The sequence below is a fragment of the Exiguobacterium sp. R-39 genome, from assembly GCF_049942815.1.
GTDB lineage: Bacteria > Bacillota > Bacilli > Exiguobacteriales > Exiguobacteriaceae > Exiguobacterium_A.
This window is the reverse complement of the sequence record NZ_CP187965.1, coordinates 1,471,568-1,486,656: the sequence shown is the minus strand read 5'-3', so window position 1 is coordinate 1,486,656 and position 15,089 is coordinate 1,471,568. Positions and strand designations below refer to the sequence as shown.

16 protein-coding genes and 1 pseudogene are annotated in these 15,089 nt (G+C 47.8%); 8 read left to right on the top strand and 9 right to left on the bottom strand.

All coding sequences use genetic code 11. From position 1 onward, the window contains the following. Window positions 1–83 precede the first annotated feature (83 nt). Genes ACP26N_RS07765 through ACP26N_RS07755 form a run of 3 tightly spaced genes read right to left on the bottom strand, consistent with a single transcriptional unit; the run spans window position 84 to window position 2,065 of the window. Window positions 84–1,304 carry a cation:proton antiporter gene (locus tag ACP26N_RS07765; protein ID WP_188004292.1) on the bottom strand — a complete coding sequence of 407 codons (1,221 nt, stop codon included), beginning with the start codon at window positions 1,302–1,304 and terminating at the stop codon, window positions 84–86. A 3-nt stretch (window positions 1,305–1,307) separates the two neighbouring features. Beyond that, entirely contained in the window at window positions 1,308–1,808 is a 501-nt protein-coding gene (locus ACP26N_RS07760) for a cation:proton antiporter regulatory subunit (RefSeq protein WP_188004291.1), read from the bottom strand. A 38-nt stretch (window positions 1,809–1,846) separates the two neighbouring features. Further along, window positions 1,847–2,065: an AbrB/MazE/SpoVT family DNA-binding domain-containing protein gene (locus tag ACP26N_RS07755; RefSeq protein WP_188004290.1), complete on the bottom strand. Its 219-nt coding sequence runs from the start codon at window positions 2,063–2,065 to the stop codon at window positions 1,847–1,849. Between the two features lie 203 nt (window positions 2,066–2,268). On the opposite strand from ACP26N_RS07755, the gene ACP26N_RS07750 reads away from it, so the two are divergent. Then, the gene (locus ACP26N_RS07750) at window positions 2,269–2,748 is read left to right on the top strand and encodes a DUF2975 domain-containing protein (protein ID WP_426355309.1); all 480 of its coding nucleotides are present in this window, start codon (window positions 2,269–2,271) and stop codon (window positions 2,746–2,748) included. A 193-nt stretch (window positions 2,749–2,941) separates the two neighbouring features. Then, a complete protein-coding gene (locus ACP26N_RS07745; RefSeq protein WP_426355308.1) occupies window positions 2,942–3,604 on the top strand; it encodes a hypothetical protein in 663 nt (220 codons plus the stop codon). Between the two features lie 46 nt (window positions 3,605–3,650). On the opposite strand, the gene ACP26N_RS07740 is transcribed toward ACP26N_RS07745, so the two are convergent. Beyond that, window positions 3,651–4,256, bottom strand: a complete 606-nt coding sequence (locus ACP26N_RS07740; protein ID WP_426355306.1) for a GNAT family N-acetyltransferase — start codon at window positions 4,254–4,256, stop codon at window positions 3,651–3,653. A 90-nt stretch (window positions 4,257–4,346) separates the two neighbouring features. On the opposite strand from ACP26N_RS07740, the gene ACP26N_RS07735 reads away from it, so the two are divergent. Beyond that, on the top strand, window positions 4,347–4,817 hold the full coding sequence (locus ACP26N_RS07735; protein ID WP_426355304.1) for a GNAT family N-acetyltransferase: 471 nt from the start codon (window positions 4,347–4,349) through the stop codon (window positions 4,815–4,817). A gap of 119 nt (window positions 4,818–4,936) precedes the next feature. After that, window positions 4,937–6,112: pseudogene (tnpB, locus tag ACP26N_RS07730) on the top strand (IS200/IS605 family element RNA-guided endonuclease TnpB). A gap of 95 nt (window positions 6,113–6,207) precedes the next feature. Here the strand turns inward: tnpB and ACP26N_RS07725 are convergent. From ACP26N_RS07725 to ACP26N_RS07710, 4 genes are all read right to left on the bottom strand, one after another. Further along, window positions 6,208–6,927: a permease gene (locus tag ACP26N_RS07725; protein ID WP_426355303.1), complete on the bottom strand. Its 720-nt coding sequence runs from the start codon at window positions 6,925–6,927 to the stop codon at window positions 6,208–6,210. Then, complete coding sequence (locus ACP26N_RS07720; protein WP_426355302.1) at window positions 6,905–7,402, bottom strand: hypothetical protein; 498 nt, start codon at window positions 7,400–7,402, stop codon at window positions 6,905–6,907. The genes ACP26N_RS07725 and ACP26N_RS07720 overlap by 23 nt, the downstream gene beginning before the upstream one ends. 172 nt (window positions 7,403–7,574) lie before the next feature. After that, the gene (bglA, locus tag ACP26N_RS07715; protein WP_426355301.1) at window positions 7,575–9,035 is read right to left on the bottom strand and encodes a 6-phospho-beta-glucosidase BglA; all 1,461 of its coding nucleotides are present in this window, start codon (window positions 9,033–9,035) and stop codon (window positions 7,575–7,577) included. Window positions 9,036–9,061: 26 nt separating this feature from the next. After that, entirely contained in the window at window positions 9,062–10,963 is a 1,902-nt protein-coding gene (locus ACP26N_RS07710) for a beta-glucoside-specific PTS transporter subunit IIABC (protein WP_426355299.1), read from the bottom strand. A 166-nt stretch (window positions 10,964–11,129) separates the two neighbouring features. Here ACP26N_RS07710 and ACP26N_RS07705 point away from each other — a divergent pair, with 166 nt between their 5' ends. The 3 genes from ACP26N_RS07705 to ACP26N_RS07695 all read left to right on the top strand — a co-directional run bounded on the left by ACP26N_RS07705 (window position 11,130) and on the right by ACP26N_RS07695 (window position 12,955). Beyond that, window positions 11,130–11,840: a GntR family transcriptional regulator gene (locus ACP26N_RS07705; RefSeq protein WP_426355297.1), complete on the top strand. Its 711-nt coding sequence runs from the start codon at window positions 11,130–11,132 to the stop codon at window positions 11,838–11,840. Between the two features lie 216 nt (window positions 11,841–12,056). After that, window positions 12,057–12,518 (top strand): GNAT family N-acetyltransferase, encoded by a 462-nt coding sequence (locus ACP26N_RS07700; RefSeq protein WP_426355295.1) that lies wholly within the window; start codon window positions 12,057–12,059, stop codon window positions 12,516–12,518. Then, entirely contained in the window at window positions 12,515–12,955 is a 441-nt protein-coding gene (locus ACP26N_RS07695; RefSeq protein WP_318091684.1) for a hypothetical protein, read from the top strand. The genes ACP26N_RS07700 and ACP26N_RS07695 overlap by 4 nt, the downstream gene beginning before the upstream one ends. 46 nt (window positions 12,956–13,001) lie before the next feature. On the opposite strand, the gene ACP26N_RS07690 is transcribed toward ACP26N_RS07695, so the two are convergent. Beyond that, window positions 13,002–13,355: a hypothetical protein gene (locus ACP26N_RS07690; protein WP_188004279.1), complete on the bottom strand. Its 354-nt coding sequence runs from the start codon at window positions 13,353–13,355 to the stop codon at window positions 13,002–13,004. A 330-nt stretch (window positions 13,356–13,685) separates the two neighbouring features. Here ACP26N_RS07690 and ACP26N_RS07685 point away from each other — a divergent pair, with 330 nt between their 5' ends. Continuing rightward, on the top strand, window positions 13,686–15,071 hold the full coding sequence (locus tag ACP26N_RS07685; protein WP_426355294.1) for an MFS transporter: 1,386 nt from the start codon (window positions 13,686–13,688) through the stop codon (window positions 15,069–15,071). The last annotated feature ends 18 nt before the right edge of the window (window positions 15,072–15,089 follow it).

Sequence of the window (15,089 nt, the reverse complement as noted above, 5' to 3'; positions counted from 1 at the left end):
AGATTTGTTACTTAAAGGAATACGACAGCGGAGCCTTGAAAGCCTGCTTGATGCCTGTTCGTTTTACCTGAGACACGCCATTATCATGCTTTCGGTTTTGTCTTTTTCGGTTTCGGTTCCGTCCATTTAAAGATGCCGTTCATGAAGTTATAAATCCGTTTGGATTCCTTCGTCATCAGTGGTCCGAGAATTGCGAGAATCAAGACGTACAAGGCGGAAAACGGTGACAGGATATCCATCAGTCCGCCGGCGATCCCGAGATTTGCGACGATAATCGAAAATTCACCGCGGGAGACGATTGTCAGTCCAATGTTCGAGGATGCTTTGTGCGACAGTCCGGCTCTGCGTCCGGCAATCATCCCGGCGACGTAGTTTCCGACAATCGTGATGACGACGGCACCAAGTGCAAGCCAAACGGCATCGAGCAACATTGTCGGATCAATGCTCAGTCCGAAGCTGAAGAAGAAGATTGCTCCGAAGAAATCACGGAATGGAACTACGAGGTGTTCAATCCGCTCCCCTTGGTCCGTCTCCGAAAAGACGAGTCCGAGCAGTAAGGCACCGATCGCTTCCGCGACATGAATCGTTTCCGAGAAGCCGGCGACGAAGAACAAGGCGGCAAAGACGACGATGATAAATACTTCGTCCGAGGCAATCTTCAGCATCCGGTTCAGGAGAGGTGTCGCTTTTCTTGCGATGACGAAGAACAGCAGCATGTAACCGAGGGCGATTAAAATCGATGTGACAGAAGACAATAAGCTCGTCCCGTCACCAAGCAGGAGTCCTGACAAGACGGACAGGTAGACGGCGAGAAAGATATCTTCGAACATGATGATTCCGAGAATCAGCTCGGTTTCCGTATTGCCGGTCCGGCGTAATTCAACGAGGACTTTTGCGACGATCGCACTGGACGAAATCGTGATGATACCGGCGATGATCAGCACTTCGTATAAGGGGAATCCGGCGATGAATCCGTAAAGCAGACCACCGGTAAAGTTAATCGATAAATAAATCGTTCCACTCGTGACGATCGATTTGCCCGACCGGATCAATTTACCGATTGAAAACTCCAGTCCTAGATAAAATAAGAGGAACAGGACACCGATGCGTCCGAGGAAACTGATGAACTCGGCACTTTCAATGAACTTGAAGTCTAGTATCCCGATTGTCGGAGCGTGCGGCCCAACGATCATTCCTAAAATAATTAAAAACGGAATGATCGAAAAATTTAATTTATTCGCAAGCAATGCTGCGATCGCCACTAAGATAAGCGCGGTACCAACTTCAAATATTAAATGATCCATCTATCATCCGCCTCCTTCGATTGAGAATAACGCTTTCGTGATATGGCGGACGTTTTGACGTTCTCCGGACAAGACGATCGTATCGCCTGCTTCAAGACGTGTTTCCGGACCCGGGTTCAATGATTTTGATTTATCGTGTTTAAGGACGGCAATGATCGAAATGTCATATTGATTGCGGACATCCAGTTCACCAATCGTCCGGTTATTGACGGCGGAATCCTGTCCAATCTTGAACCATTCGATGACGAGATCATCAAACGCCAGTTCAATTTTTTCGAGATCTTTCGGTTTGTACGCCAGTCCGCCCAAAATCCCTGCCATCTGTCGTGCTTCGGCATCGTTGAATGTCACGCTTGAGACGCTCTCATCGAAATCGTCATCGTCGTAATGATGCATTTCCCGGCGTCCGTCATCATGGACGATCACGACCACCTTATCTCCTCGTGTTGTAATTCCTTCGAACTTCCGTCCGATTCCTGGTAAGTCTACTTCGCGCATATCCATTTTTCTATTTCCTCCTTTTAATTGGTCAATCGATTAGTTCACAGATGATGATGTGCTTTTTGGATGAGTGCTTTGAATTTCTCGTCACTCAAAATATCTTGAAGGTCATGCAGCTGTTGTAAATCCGCTTTCGCCATGATGACAAACCCGTCTTCCTCGATGAATGCAACGCGATCTCCTTCCTCCACCTGTAACGCTTGTCTGATTTTTTTCGGGATCGTGATTTGTCCTTTGGACGTCAACTTGGATAGCTCCATTCCGAACTTCCTTCTTTCTTTTTCTGATTTTCCTTACTTCCTTACTTTTCTTATTCCTAGCATAACATACTTCCAGTTTAATTCCGAGTACTTTGCTTTGAATTAATAAAAAAGAATCGATTCCTTCGCTTAAATCCGCCTTCAGACGGGCAATCTTTCATGTGGGTTGTTCTATACTGACAGAAAGAAAGGAGAGATTGATCATGAAAAAATGGCGTTTAGTTTATTTGCAACTGGTTTTCACCGGAATACTGATTAGTTTGTTCGGATTAGCAGGAGTCGCTATTTCAGTGCTCATCAAAGGGTCACAAAAAGGATTTTCGATCCCCTTTTTACTCGATAAGCCGGGCTATTTTATTTTGATGGCGGGACTATTGGCATTCATCCCATGTCTGATTGCCTTAATCCATATCTTGAAAATTCTTCATTCCCTCAAATCGAACGCAACCGCTGCTGAAGTTGCTTCTTCATTCGGAATCATCACAATTTGTGGTTATATCATCAGTGCCGTCGCGATCTGTTTGTTCCCTGTTATGTTCATTGTCGCCGACCGTGATGATGCACCCGGTCTCATTCTTTTTGCCTTTTTACTGATTTTGATTCCCTTTACGTTGAGCGTAGTCAGTTCTCTTTTTCAATCAATTATCAGAAATTACGTGAGGACTGACCTTACAAATCCTTAACAGAACAAAAAGTATATCTGATTTAGAACAAGGGATTTAGAACAAAGGACGGATTTTAAAATCCGTTCTTGTTTCGTCAAAATACTTTTCAACTAAACAGATGAATATCCTGAGCGAATCTATTTACAATTTATGTTAAAATAGGATGTAAACTACATAACTTAATTTTACTTAAGGACGGTGTGAATACTAAATGAAGATCCTGATCGGCCAACCAAAACAAGAAACCCAACTCGAACAATTACGACGTGAGATTGCTGCTCATCCTGAAATAGATCTGCTGCTGTATCCGGAAGGGTATTGCCGCGAGACGGATGTCGCGACGTTGCGTCAGTTAGCAAAACAGTATGCGACGATCATCGTGACCGGTTACCGCGATGCAGATCGATTAGACCGGGCACTGATCATCAATACAGCCGGCGACATCCTGCTCGACCGGGCGAAAACACCGGAAGCGGGTCCACTCTATACGCCGTCGACGGCTATCGTTGCCGGGCAATCAGCCGGATATCTGCTTTGCCGCGAGATTTTTCTCGGACTCGATGGTCTGAAGAACGACAGCGTTGATATCATCTTTAATCCGATCGGTGTCGGGATGTTCAGTGAGGAACAATACACGGACTGGTCGGGGGAAGCTCAAAAAATCAGCCGCCAGCAGTCAGCGCTGTTCATCGGAACGAGTCACGCCGACGGCTCTTACCGCAATTGCGGTTTCTCGATTCCGACGGCATTTGCGTTTGATGCGACCGGCGAAGCCATTTTCCTTTCAAAAGATGATCCGCAGACACGGATTCTCGATACCGTGACGAAAACGGTTGAAATCATAGATGTTTTTTCCTTCGAGCAGACACTTTAATCAGAAAAACCCCCCAATCCGGCTCACCGGCTTGGGGGGGTTCGTCTCATTGATGATGTTTCGTATTGTACTCCGAACCTTGACGCATCGTAACGTACTCATCACGTAACAGCGAATACATTTTGACGTCGTGAAATGCTCCTTTAATAAAGATTAACCGGCGTAACGTTCCTTCGTACGTCATGCCGACTTTTTCCATCACCCGGGCGGAACCGATATTACCTTCCATGCACCGCGCCTGGATCCGCTCGAGCTTGAGTTCTTCAAAACCGAATGTCATGACGCATTCGACCGCTTCCGTGACGATGCCTTTGCCCCAGAACTGACGCGATAACGCATAACCGAGTTCTGCTTGTTTATTCTCATCCAACAACAGATGAATGAAATCGATTGTCCCGATCATCTTGCCGGTTTCTTTCCATTCGATGGCCCAAGGTGCTTCTTTCCCTTGCGCGTAGTTCGACAGGACATAGTTCAAAAACTGTTCCGCCTGTTCGATCGTCTGATTTTCATTCCAGGTCACATAACGGGCGGTTTCCTCGTCTTGTGTATATTCGAATAAGTCATCACGATCACTTTCTTGAAGCGGCCGCAGGATCAATCGTTTGGTCTCAAGGAACGGTAAATTCTGGTAAAATCCCGTTGTCGTCATATCAGTTGCCCCCGTTTCTTTTTACCATTATACGGAAAAAATATCGAGAATGCGATATAGTAAAGAAAGAATTTTGAAGGAGGTAAAAAGATGCCTTTTCAAGCTGTCCCGATGACATTTGACTATGCGACCACCATTTTAAATTGGATATATTCTTCCCCTTACGATTTTTACAATATGGAGACGTCGGAGGAAGCATATGCCGAACTGCTGGACGGTTCCTATCAGGCCGTCATCGATCAAGCACAACTGGTCGGCTTCTTCTGTACCGGCCAATCCGCTCAAGTACCACCCGGTCGTCCGCTCGGACTGTACCCAGATGATTATTTGGATATCGGACTCGGACGCCAGCCTGAACTGACCGGGCAAGGAACGGGCTTCGCGTTTTGTTCGTTTGTCCTCGAGACCGTCAATGCCAAATCGGCGTTACCACTCCGTTTGACCGTCGCTTCGTTTAACGAACGGGCGATTCACCTGTATGAACAGCTTGGATTTCGACGACAAGCCACTTTTTCGACGACGCACGCCACGTTTCTCATCATGACGCAATCTCATACGTAAAACGCCATTCTGATTTTATCAAAATTAGGCGAGAATACTCCCACTTCTAAACGAAGTGAAAGTGGGAGATGAATCGCTGGCCTGCCTTTCGGGTATATTCCCCTTGAAGGAGGTGAAAAATGGTGTTGAAGCACATGGCCTACAAATTCAGAATCTATCCGACAAAAGAGCAGGAAATCCTGATCGCGAAGACAATCGGGTGTTCGCGCTTCGTTTTTAACCACTTCTTGGCGAAGTGGGAGGAAATGTACAAAACCACTGGAAAAGGACTGTCCTACGGTTCTTGTTCTAAAGAAATTCCTTTGTTGAAGCAGGAGTTCGACTGGTTGAAGGAAGTCGATAGTACATCTGTTCAGATCAGCGTCAAACATCTTGCTGATGCGTTTGACCGCTTCTTCAAGAAGCAGAACAAACGCCCTCGATTTAAGTCGAAGCGCCATCCCGTCCAGTCTTACAAGACCAACATCCAAGGTAAAAGCCAGCTTCCTGAAGTGTCAATCGTCGGAAACAAGCTCAAACTTCCGAAGCTGAAATGGGTTCGTTTCGCCCATTCGAGACAGATTACAGGCCGTATCTTGAACGCCACAATCCGACGTAACGCTTCAGAAAAATACTTTGTCTCCCTGCTCGTCGAGCAGGAGATCAACGAGCTGCCGAAGACCGGTTCATCTGTCGGCGTCGACGTCGGACTCAAGAACTTCGCCATCCTGTCGGACGGCACGATCTATAAGAACGACCGTTACTTCCGTAAGCTCGAGAAGAAACTGGCGCGCGAACAACGCAAGCTCTCCCGCCGTCAACGCATCGCCCTGAACAAGAAAGTGAAACTTTCCGAGGCGAGGAACTATCAGAAGCAGAAGCGGAAGGTTGCCCGTATCCACGAGAAAATCGCCAACAAGCGCACCGACTTCCTGCACAAGGTATCGACCGAGATCGTCAAACACCACGACGTCATCGGGATCGAGACCTTGTAGGTGAAGAACATGCAGAAGAACCGCAAGTTGAGCAAGGCCATCTCGGACGTCAGCTGGTCGGAGTTCTTCCGCATGCTGGAGTACAAGGCGGACTGGTACGGGAAGATTGTCGTGAAGGTCGGCAAGACCTTTGCTTCCAGTCAACTGTGCTCCAGTTGCGGACATCAACACAAAGACGTGAAACACCTCGGCTTGCGTGAATGGACATGCCCGAGTTGCGGCATCCATCACGACCGAGATGTGAACGCAGGACTGAATCTCAAACAAGAAGCAGAACGCATCTTAGCTTCTTCAACCGTCGGAACGACGGGGTTAGCCTGATCAGGTTTCGACCGTCAGGTCGGATAACTCAGGAATCCTCCACCTCCAAGTGAAGCGTAGGTGGAGGTAGTTCAATCCGGGATGGCATTTTCCTCTTAAATAAATAACTGAAGATAATCGTCAAAAATCCGTGTCATGACTTTTGGTGTATTTGCGATATAGACATTGATCTGCTCCTGATTCGATTGAAGCGGATCAAGACCCGTCTCATCGGTCGGAAAATCTGAGATGCCTTTGATGATGATGCACTCGATCTCATTTTTCCGGCAGATGTAAGCGATTGCCGCCGCTTCCGTATCAGCGACCGTGATACCGTTTTCCTGCAGTTCCAAATAATCGCGCCACATGACGACAGCGCGGTCAGCTGTCCCGATTGTAGCGTTCCCGTCGATGCCGTATTTTGTGACATCAATTGGCACGACAAACGACGGTTTTAGCAACGGTTCAATTTCCTTGACCGTACAGTCATATTGGACGGCACGATCCGGAATAATGATGTCGAGTACGTCAAACCGTTTATCGATGCCGGCACACGTTCCGACGACGAGCACTTTCGTGATTGGAAAATGCGCCAGCATGTACTGATTCCCGCCGACACCGTTTACTTTGCGGACACCGGTGCTGTAAAAGACGACCAGTGTCCCGTTGATTACCTGGAAAAATATTTTCCATACGGATACGTCATCCGTTCCGTTTCTTTCACGTGAAAGTGATTTAACGTCGCTTCGAATTCCCAAACCGTCGCGATGCTGATACCAACCATGAAGCGGTGTTTGCCAACCGTCTCCGAACTCAATCCCATTTTTCCTCTTCATCCATCCAAATCCGTCGCTTCAAATCAAACGTTTCTCCTTCGTCATGGACATTAAAATAGGCTGGAAGCTTTACCCGATCTCCGCCCGCCTGTTGCCAACAACTGCTGAACCAATCCGCAAAGAGTTGTCGCTCCTGTTCAATCAAGATTTCTTCATTTTCCTCATGGAACACATCAAAGTCATCCGCTTGTTTCGGTGTAACGTGATAATACACCGCTTCGTCGAGCATCGACTTACTGCCGGCAAACCCCATTGTCCCGGCTTCTTCAAACACTTCATTGGCTTCCCGGTCCATCGAAAAGAACATGATTGATAGATCATGCCGCGACGGTTCGATAAACGCAGAAAAATCTAGCAGTTCGACATCCGGGGCAAAGGTTGCCTCTGCGATCACTTTCAAATTGTGAACCAGCACGTCTGCGTGCTGCGCAAGATTCATTTTGATTGAAGCTAAATATTCATCAACTGTAAACATGGTTAAAACCTCCATTACTATTTTGAATCATCCTGTATTTAGGATGATACCTGGTTATCCATACAAATAATGGATAACCATCTTCTTATCATCACGTCTTTTCGTTGTTCAGGCAAGCCTTTTTTAGGGACAACAAACAACCTCCACCCGCTTCAGGTGGAGGTCTGTCTGATTAACGTTGTGTTGCTTTGTCATACGCCAGGTCTTGTCCGTTTGTCGCAATGACCTGTTTGTACCAGTCGAACGAATCTTTTTTCATCCGTTCCATCGAGCCGTTGCCTTCGTTGTCGCGGTCGACATAAATCATCCCGTAACGTTTTTTCATCTCACCTGTCGTGAACGACACGATGTCGATGATGCCCCATGGTGTATAGCCCATCAGTTCGACGCCGTCTTCCGTGACCGCTTCCGTCAACGCTTCGATGTGCGTCTTCAGGTAATCGATCCGCGCAGCATCATGAATCTTGCCGTCTTCAATCGTATCGACGGCCCCAAAGCCGTTTTCGACGATGAAGAGCGGGAGTTGATACCGGTCATAGAGACGGTTCAGGACGTAGCGGAGTCCAATCGGATCAATCGCCCAACCCCAGTCGCTCGACTGGATGTACGGATTCTCGACACCGTTCGCCAGTCCCCCGTTGACGATGTTGCCTGTATTGTTGACAGTCGCATCGTGTTTGACGGTCGTCGACATGTAGTAACTGAAGCCGATGTAGTCAACGGTTCCGTTTTTCAGGATCTCGTCGTCGCCGTCGAGAATCGGAATCTGATACCCTTCGCGTTCGAACTCTTTTAAAGCATAGTTCGGATAATAACCACGTGCCTGAACATCCGGGAAGAAATAGCGCTGACGCATCGATTTTTCCGCCAGCATGACGTCTTCCGGATGCGACGAGTACGGATAAATCGGGACGTGCGAAATCATCGCTCCGATTTGGAAGTCGGGATTGATTTCTTTCCCTTTCGCGACGGCAAGAGCACTGGCAATCAACTCATGGTGACCGGTCTGATACATGACTTCCATCGCGTTTTCACCCGGCTCGACTTTGACACCGGAGTTCGTCCAGAGGAACAACGGATTCTCAACATCCATCTTGTTATTGATTTCGTTGAACGTCATCCAGTACGTTACTTTGTCTTTGTAACGCGTGAAGCAGACTTCGGCGAACCGTTCGAAGAACTCGGCGACTTTGCGATTGCGGAAACCGCCGTATTCACGGGCCAGATGTAACGGCATCTCGAAGTGTGACAAGGTGATGATCGGTTCGATGCCGTGTTTCAACAATTCGTCAAAGACGTCATCGTAAAACTGCAGTCCTGCTTCGTTCGGTTCCGTTTCATCTCCGTTCGGGAAAATCCGGCTCCAGCCGATCGACGTTCGGAGACACTTCAGACCCATCTCGGCAAACAGGGCGATGTCTTCTTTATAGCGGTGATAAAAATCGATTGCTTCATGGTTCGGGTAAAAAGTTCCTTCTTCAATCGTATCGGTGATCCGGCGGGCAACCCCGTGTTCACCAGCCGTCATGACATCGACGACGCTTGGTCCTTTACCACCGGCGTTCCAGCCACCTTCAAATTGATGGGCAGCGAGTGCTCCGCCCCATAAAAAGTCGTTTGGTAATGTTTTCATCTTCATTTCCTCCTTGTTTCTTTCTCTTATTTCACGATGATCAAAATTTCTGTGTTTGCTTCGACTGTACCGTTTTGCGTCGCAATGACTTCGGCGTAACTCGACGCGTTCGTGACAATAACGGGTGTAATTGTCTGTAAGCCGTGCTGTTCGATCGCTTCCGCGTCAAACGTCAATAGCGTTTGACCGGCTTCGACACTTGCCCCGTCCTCGACATGTAAGGTAAATGGCGTCCCGCCCAATTCGACTGTCTCGAGCCCGACGTGAATCAAGACTTCGACACCGCTCGTCGAGCGGAGACCGATCGCGTGTTTTGTCGGCGCAATCATGACGATCGTACCGGTGAATGGCGCGACGACCGTGTTTGAAGTCGGGCGAATCGCAATACCTTGTCCCATTGCTCCTGATGCAAAAACTTCGTCTGGTACGTCAGACAGTGGCACGAGTTGTCCTGCCAGTGGTGCTTGAATCGTTTCTTCGTTCGTCAACGTTGCACTGACTTCCTGCGCCGGCACCGGTGTCGCCGGCGCAGTTGCCACCGGGACGACTTTCTCTTCACCAAAGCCGAGAATTTGAATCAGAACGATCGGTAAAATCAAGGCAATCGCCGTTCCGATCAGCAATCCGACGATTGACGACGGATAGTCGGAACTGATGCCGTTGACGAGCGTCAACGGTCCCGGGAGACCAGCGTAAGCAAAGTAATACGGTTTGAAGAAACTGGCGACGACCGCTCCGACCGCGCCCGAGATACAGCCGTAGATGAACGGTTTCTTAAAGCGTAACGTCACGCCGTAGATGGCCGGTTCCGTAATCCCGAAGATTCCGGTCAGACCGGCTGAGACACCAACCTTTTTCGTTTCCTTGTTGCGGGTTTTTAAAATGACACCGATGACGGCACCGACTTGGGCGATGACGGCAATCGTCTGATACGCCTGGAACGAATCCCGACCATACTGTTCGAAGTTCGCCAGGACCATCGGCGTGACGCCCCAGTGGACGCCGAAGATGACGATGATTTGCCAAAAGCCGCCGATAATCAATCCGGCAAGTGCCGGCGCATTTTCCGCTAAATAGTTGTATCCGTTTGCAATTCCTTCCGCTCCGAGCGTCGTGATCGGACCGATGACAAGAATCGTCAACGGGACCATGATGACCATACAGAAGAACGGGACGAACAACGGCTTAATGACATCATTGATCGTCCGGTTCAGGAACCGTTCGAGGTAAGACAGCAACCAGACGAGGAACAACGGCGGCAAGACCGATGACGTATACGTCGTTCCGGATAACGCGATACCGATGAATGAAATCGACTCGCCTGACGTGATCCGTCCCGCCATCTCAGCCCATGTCGGACTGACGAGTGCCGCACTACAGGCGACGGCGATGAATTGGTTGACTTTAAAGTGGTTCGCTGCCGTGATGGCAATGAAAATCGGCAGGAATGTAAACGGTGCCCACGAAATGAAACTGAACACTTCATATGTTCCCGTCGTGGCAAAGTCTTTAAACACAAGCGAAATTAAGATGAGTGCCCCTTGCAAAATCCCGGCTGCCGCCAAAATATAGACGAACGGTGCAAAAACAGCCGACATCGTCGCGATGATCCGGTTTAAAACCGTCCCTTTCGGTGCTTCGGTTCCCTGATCCGAATTCCCGTCTTCATCTAATGAGACAAGTGGTCGAAATGCTTCATAGACTTCCCCGACGTGTTGGCCGATGACGACCTGGAACTGACCGCCTGATTCGACGACCGTGATGACGCCCGGTAAGGCAGCGACTTGATCTTTCGCTTTTGCATCTGACCGTTTCAACACTAAACGCAGCCGGGTCGCACAACGTGCGACACTGATGATATTGTCCTCGCCGCCAACCGCCTCTAAAATCGAATGCGCCAGCTGCTGATAATCACGCACTTTACTCATCCCTGAACCCCCTTATGTTGTAAATCCGTATCGTACGTTCTTATTATAATTGTACATGTACAATTTATCAATCAATATTTAATTTAATTATCAGTATTATTCAGTTCGAAATCGTCTTATGCTATAGTAAAAAAGCAGAACAATTACTGGAAAATGAGGGTGAACCATGCTGAAATACCAACAGACGGCAACAGAAATCGAAGCCTACATCGAGCAACATGCGTTACAGCAAGGAGATAAATTACCGGTTCTCGATCAATTGATCCGTCAATTTGCGGTCAGCAAGACAACGATGACGAAAGCACTGGAATTATTGGAGCGAAAAGGCATCATCTTTCAAGTCCGTGGCAGCGGAATTTTTGTCCGCAAGACCAATCGGAAAGGCTATATCGAGCTGTTTTCGACGCAAGGCTTTAAGCAGAATCTCGTCGAACATGACATCAAATCCAAAGTCCTGTCGTTTGAGTTAATCCCGTGTCCGGAAGCGATCGCTGAAAATCTCGGCTGCACGACTGATGAGATAGTTTATTACATTAAACGGATCCGCTACATCGACGGGCATATCATGTGTCTTGAGGAATCCTATTATCGTCAAGCCATCGTGCCTTACTTAAACCGGGAAATCGTTGAACAATCGATCTTTGAGTACCTCGAGACGGCACTCGGACTGAACATCGGGTTCTCGGATATGTATATGCATGTCGGTAAGTTGCCGGACGCGATCGCAACCCATTTGGAGCTCACAGCCGGTGATCCGGCATTGACGGTCGAGACGATCTTCCACCTGACGAACGGCCGTCCGTTCGACTACTCCGTCATTACCTATCATTACGAGCACTCGCAATTCGTCGTTCAGGCGAACGGCTTGTATTTATGAAGGGGATTTTACTACGACAAAACAGGCGATTATTTCAGTTTCTTGGATCGTGCTGAACTCGGTGCGTACGGTCCGGACGTCCCGTATACGTGTCACGTGACCACCACAAAAGATCATGCATTCGAGATTTCTTACCGGCTCTACGATTTTAAGACGAACCGGTTACTCTATTCGTCTGAATGACCGAAATGACTTTGAAGGGAAGGTGACCACCATATGACCATCGAAACCGATAGATTGACGATTGTTCCTTATAGCGCGCAATGGACGCCACTCGTTTTGGCGCAAACATATGAAAATGGGCCTGAGCTTGAGAACCATTTAATTGGACTAGCAGAAAACCCTGCTCTGCTCCACTGGGGCAGCTGGCTTGTTATTCGCAAGGATGGGAACATCATCGGTGATATCGGATTTAAAGGATTACCTTCTGCAAATCAGACCGTTGAAATCGGCTACGGGTTGCTCGATTGTTATCAAAATAACGGCTATGCCACGGAAGCAGTCGCCGCTCTTGTCGCCTGGGCTTTGTCACGCTCGAACGTTAAAACTGTTTCAGCTGAAACATCGATGACAAATCAAGCTTCGATTCGAGTCTTGGAGAAAATTGGTTTTAAAAAAGCAACTGTGTCCGACACATTTATCCATTGGTCATGTCTTCAAACGGACGTATGCAAATGAATCCTGAAATCATCTCTTATTTTTTCATTTTCTTGCTAGGTGTCGGGTTTGTCTTACCGGCCTGTTATGTTCTTGTGCTTCACTTCGACAATAAGCAATATGCTTTCTTAAAAAAGCTCAAGTGGACGGGTGTCCTGTTACTCGGATTGCTGTGTCTTTGGATCACGGTGCCGAGCTTCACCGAGATGGTGTTTCGTGATTACCGTGTATTAGAAGGTGCCTGTGTTTTAGAACCGTCTGAGTCAAAAAGAACATCCATCGATATCACGTTAACGGAAACCAACGACACATTTTCTTTCCGTGACGCACCTGATCTTAATGCTTACGGCAAAAAGGTTCCGTATTATTGCCGGATGACGACGACTCGGAATCAGGCGTTCGAAATTAATTACCGGGTCTACGAAAAAGATACGAAAAAGCTGCTCTATGCAAATTGAGCAGACAAAACAAGCGGAGTCCCTGTGAATAGGAACTCCGCTTGTCTTATTGTTCGATGCCGGCACGTTCAGCCGGTTCGAGAAACAATTCATCATCAAATGTCGTCAGTTCAATCATTCGACCGTCTTTTTCATACCAGGCGGCCAGTCCTTCCCGGTCGACCCACTTCCAGCCGGCTTGCCGGATTCGCATTTCGTATAATACGCCGGGTCCTTCGACTTCCGACACGAGATGCGTCTTGACTAATAAGCCCTCCGGCTTTTCCTCGACCGTCCCCGTCCGTGGAATCGGAAAACCGTTCACTTGTGACGTCTCAAACAGATAATACCAAGCCGTTCCGCTGATGATCACCACACCTAACAAACCTGCCAGCCACTTTCCCATGCGTCTCGTATTCATGTCATCCAGCCCCTCTTCCCTCATCTATGTATCCCTCTCATTTTACCAATCATTTCCTTGCCTTTACCTCCTGCTTAGGGCGGATTCTTGACGGCCAAACAAAATGAAAACGAATGAGAAACGTGTCATTTTTGTGAAAAGAAATGAAAAAAATTATTATTTTTTCATTTATCTTGACGACAAGACGTCTTCCTTAGAGTCTCAACGGTTTAACAACTCGCGGCATAGAGCCATTTTCAGTCGTTTTCAAGTCATTAAGCCACTTAATGACTTGACTTCATTTCCTACTATGTTACGATACGAACTTATTAAAGGGAGTGAATAGAACTTATGAAATTCAGAAAAGAAAAAGTCAATGTCGTCGACATGAAGCAAACCAAAAAAAGTGTCTACGCGACCGGAATTGGGAATGCGATGGAATGGTTCGATTTTGGTCTTTATTCCTATCTCGCAATCATCATCAGTCAAAACTTCTTTAGTGCTGTTGAAAATGATGAACTGAAGCTTGTCTTTACCTTTGCGACGTTTGCGATCGCTTTTTTAATGCGGCCAATCGGCGGAATCGTTTTCGGACGAATCGGAGATCGTCTTGGACGAAAGGTCGTCCTTACGACGACAATCGTCATGATGGCGGGTTCGACCCTCATCATTGGATTATTACCAACGTATGATCAAATCGGAGTTTGGGCACCGATTTTACTGTTACTGGCCCGGATTTTACAAGGGTTCTCAACCGGCGGTGAATATGCCGGCGCAATGGTCTACATTGCTGAATCCTCACCGGATAACAAACGAAGCGCCCTCGGAAGTGGTCTTGAAATCGGGACACTCGCCGGTTACATTCTCGCGTCGATTCTCGCAACCGTCTTGTTCGTAACGTTATCGGACGACCAAATGGCGTCATGGGGCTGGCGGATCCCGTTCATTTTAGGGGCACCACTCGGACTGTTTGGTCTGTACTTGCGTCGTCACCTTGATGAATCGCCGATCTTCGAAAATGAAATCAATGAAAATACGGAAGAACCGGCTACGTTCCGGGAAATTCTACGGGACCATAAACGTGATATCATCGTTTGTTTCATCGCCGTCGCGTTTTTCAATATCACGAACTACATGCTGCTGTCGTATATGCCGTCTTACCTGAATGAAGTCATGGGGATTTCAAGTTCAACGAGTACGATTTTGATTACCGGTGTCATGGTCATCATGATTCCACTCGCTTACTTCTTCGGTAAACTCAGCGACAAAAAGGGTAACCGTAACATCGTCTTGTTTGCCTTGGCAGGTCTCTCGATCCTGTCGATTCTCTCATTCTACATGATTGGTCTGAAACCACTCTTGTTCGTCGGAATCGGAATCTTCATCCTTGGTTTCTTCCTCGCGATTTTCGAAGGAACAATGCCAAGTCTATTACCAAGTATCTTTTATACGGATGTCCGTTACCGGACACTTTCTGTTACGTTTAACGTGTCCGTCTCGATTTTCGGCGGAACGACACCACTCGTTTCGACATGGCTCGTCCATGCGACACAAAATCCGCTCTCTCCGGCATATTACCTGACAGCCGTCAGCGTGATCGGCTTCATCACGTTCTTCTTCTTCTTCAAGAGTACATCGGGCAAAGCCTTAAAAGGTTCCCACCCGACCGTCTCGACGGAAAAAGAACTGCATGCCGTTGCGAAGAAGCCGGATGATGCTTTATGGTGGGCTGAATAATCGATTAAAAAAAGGACC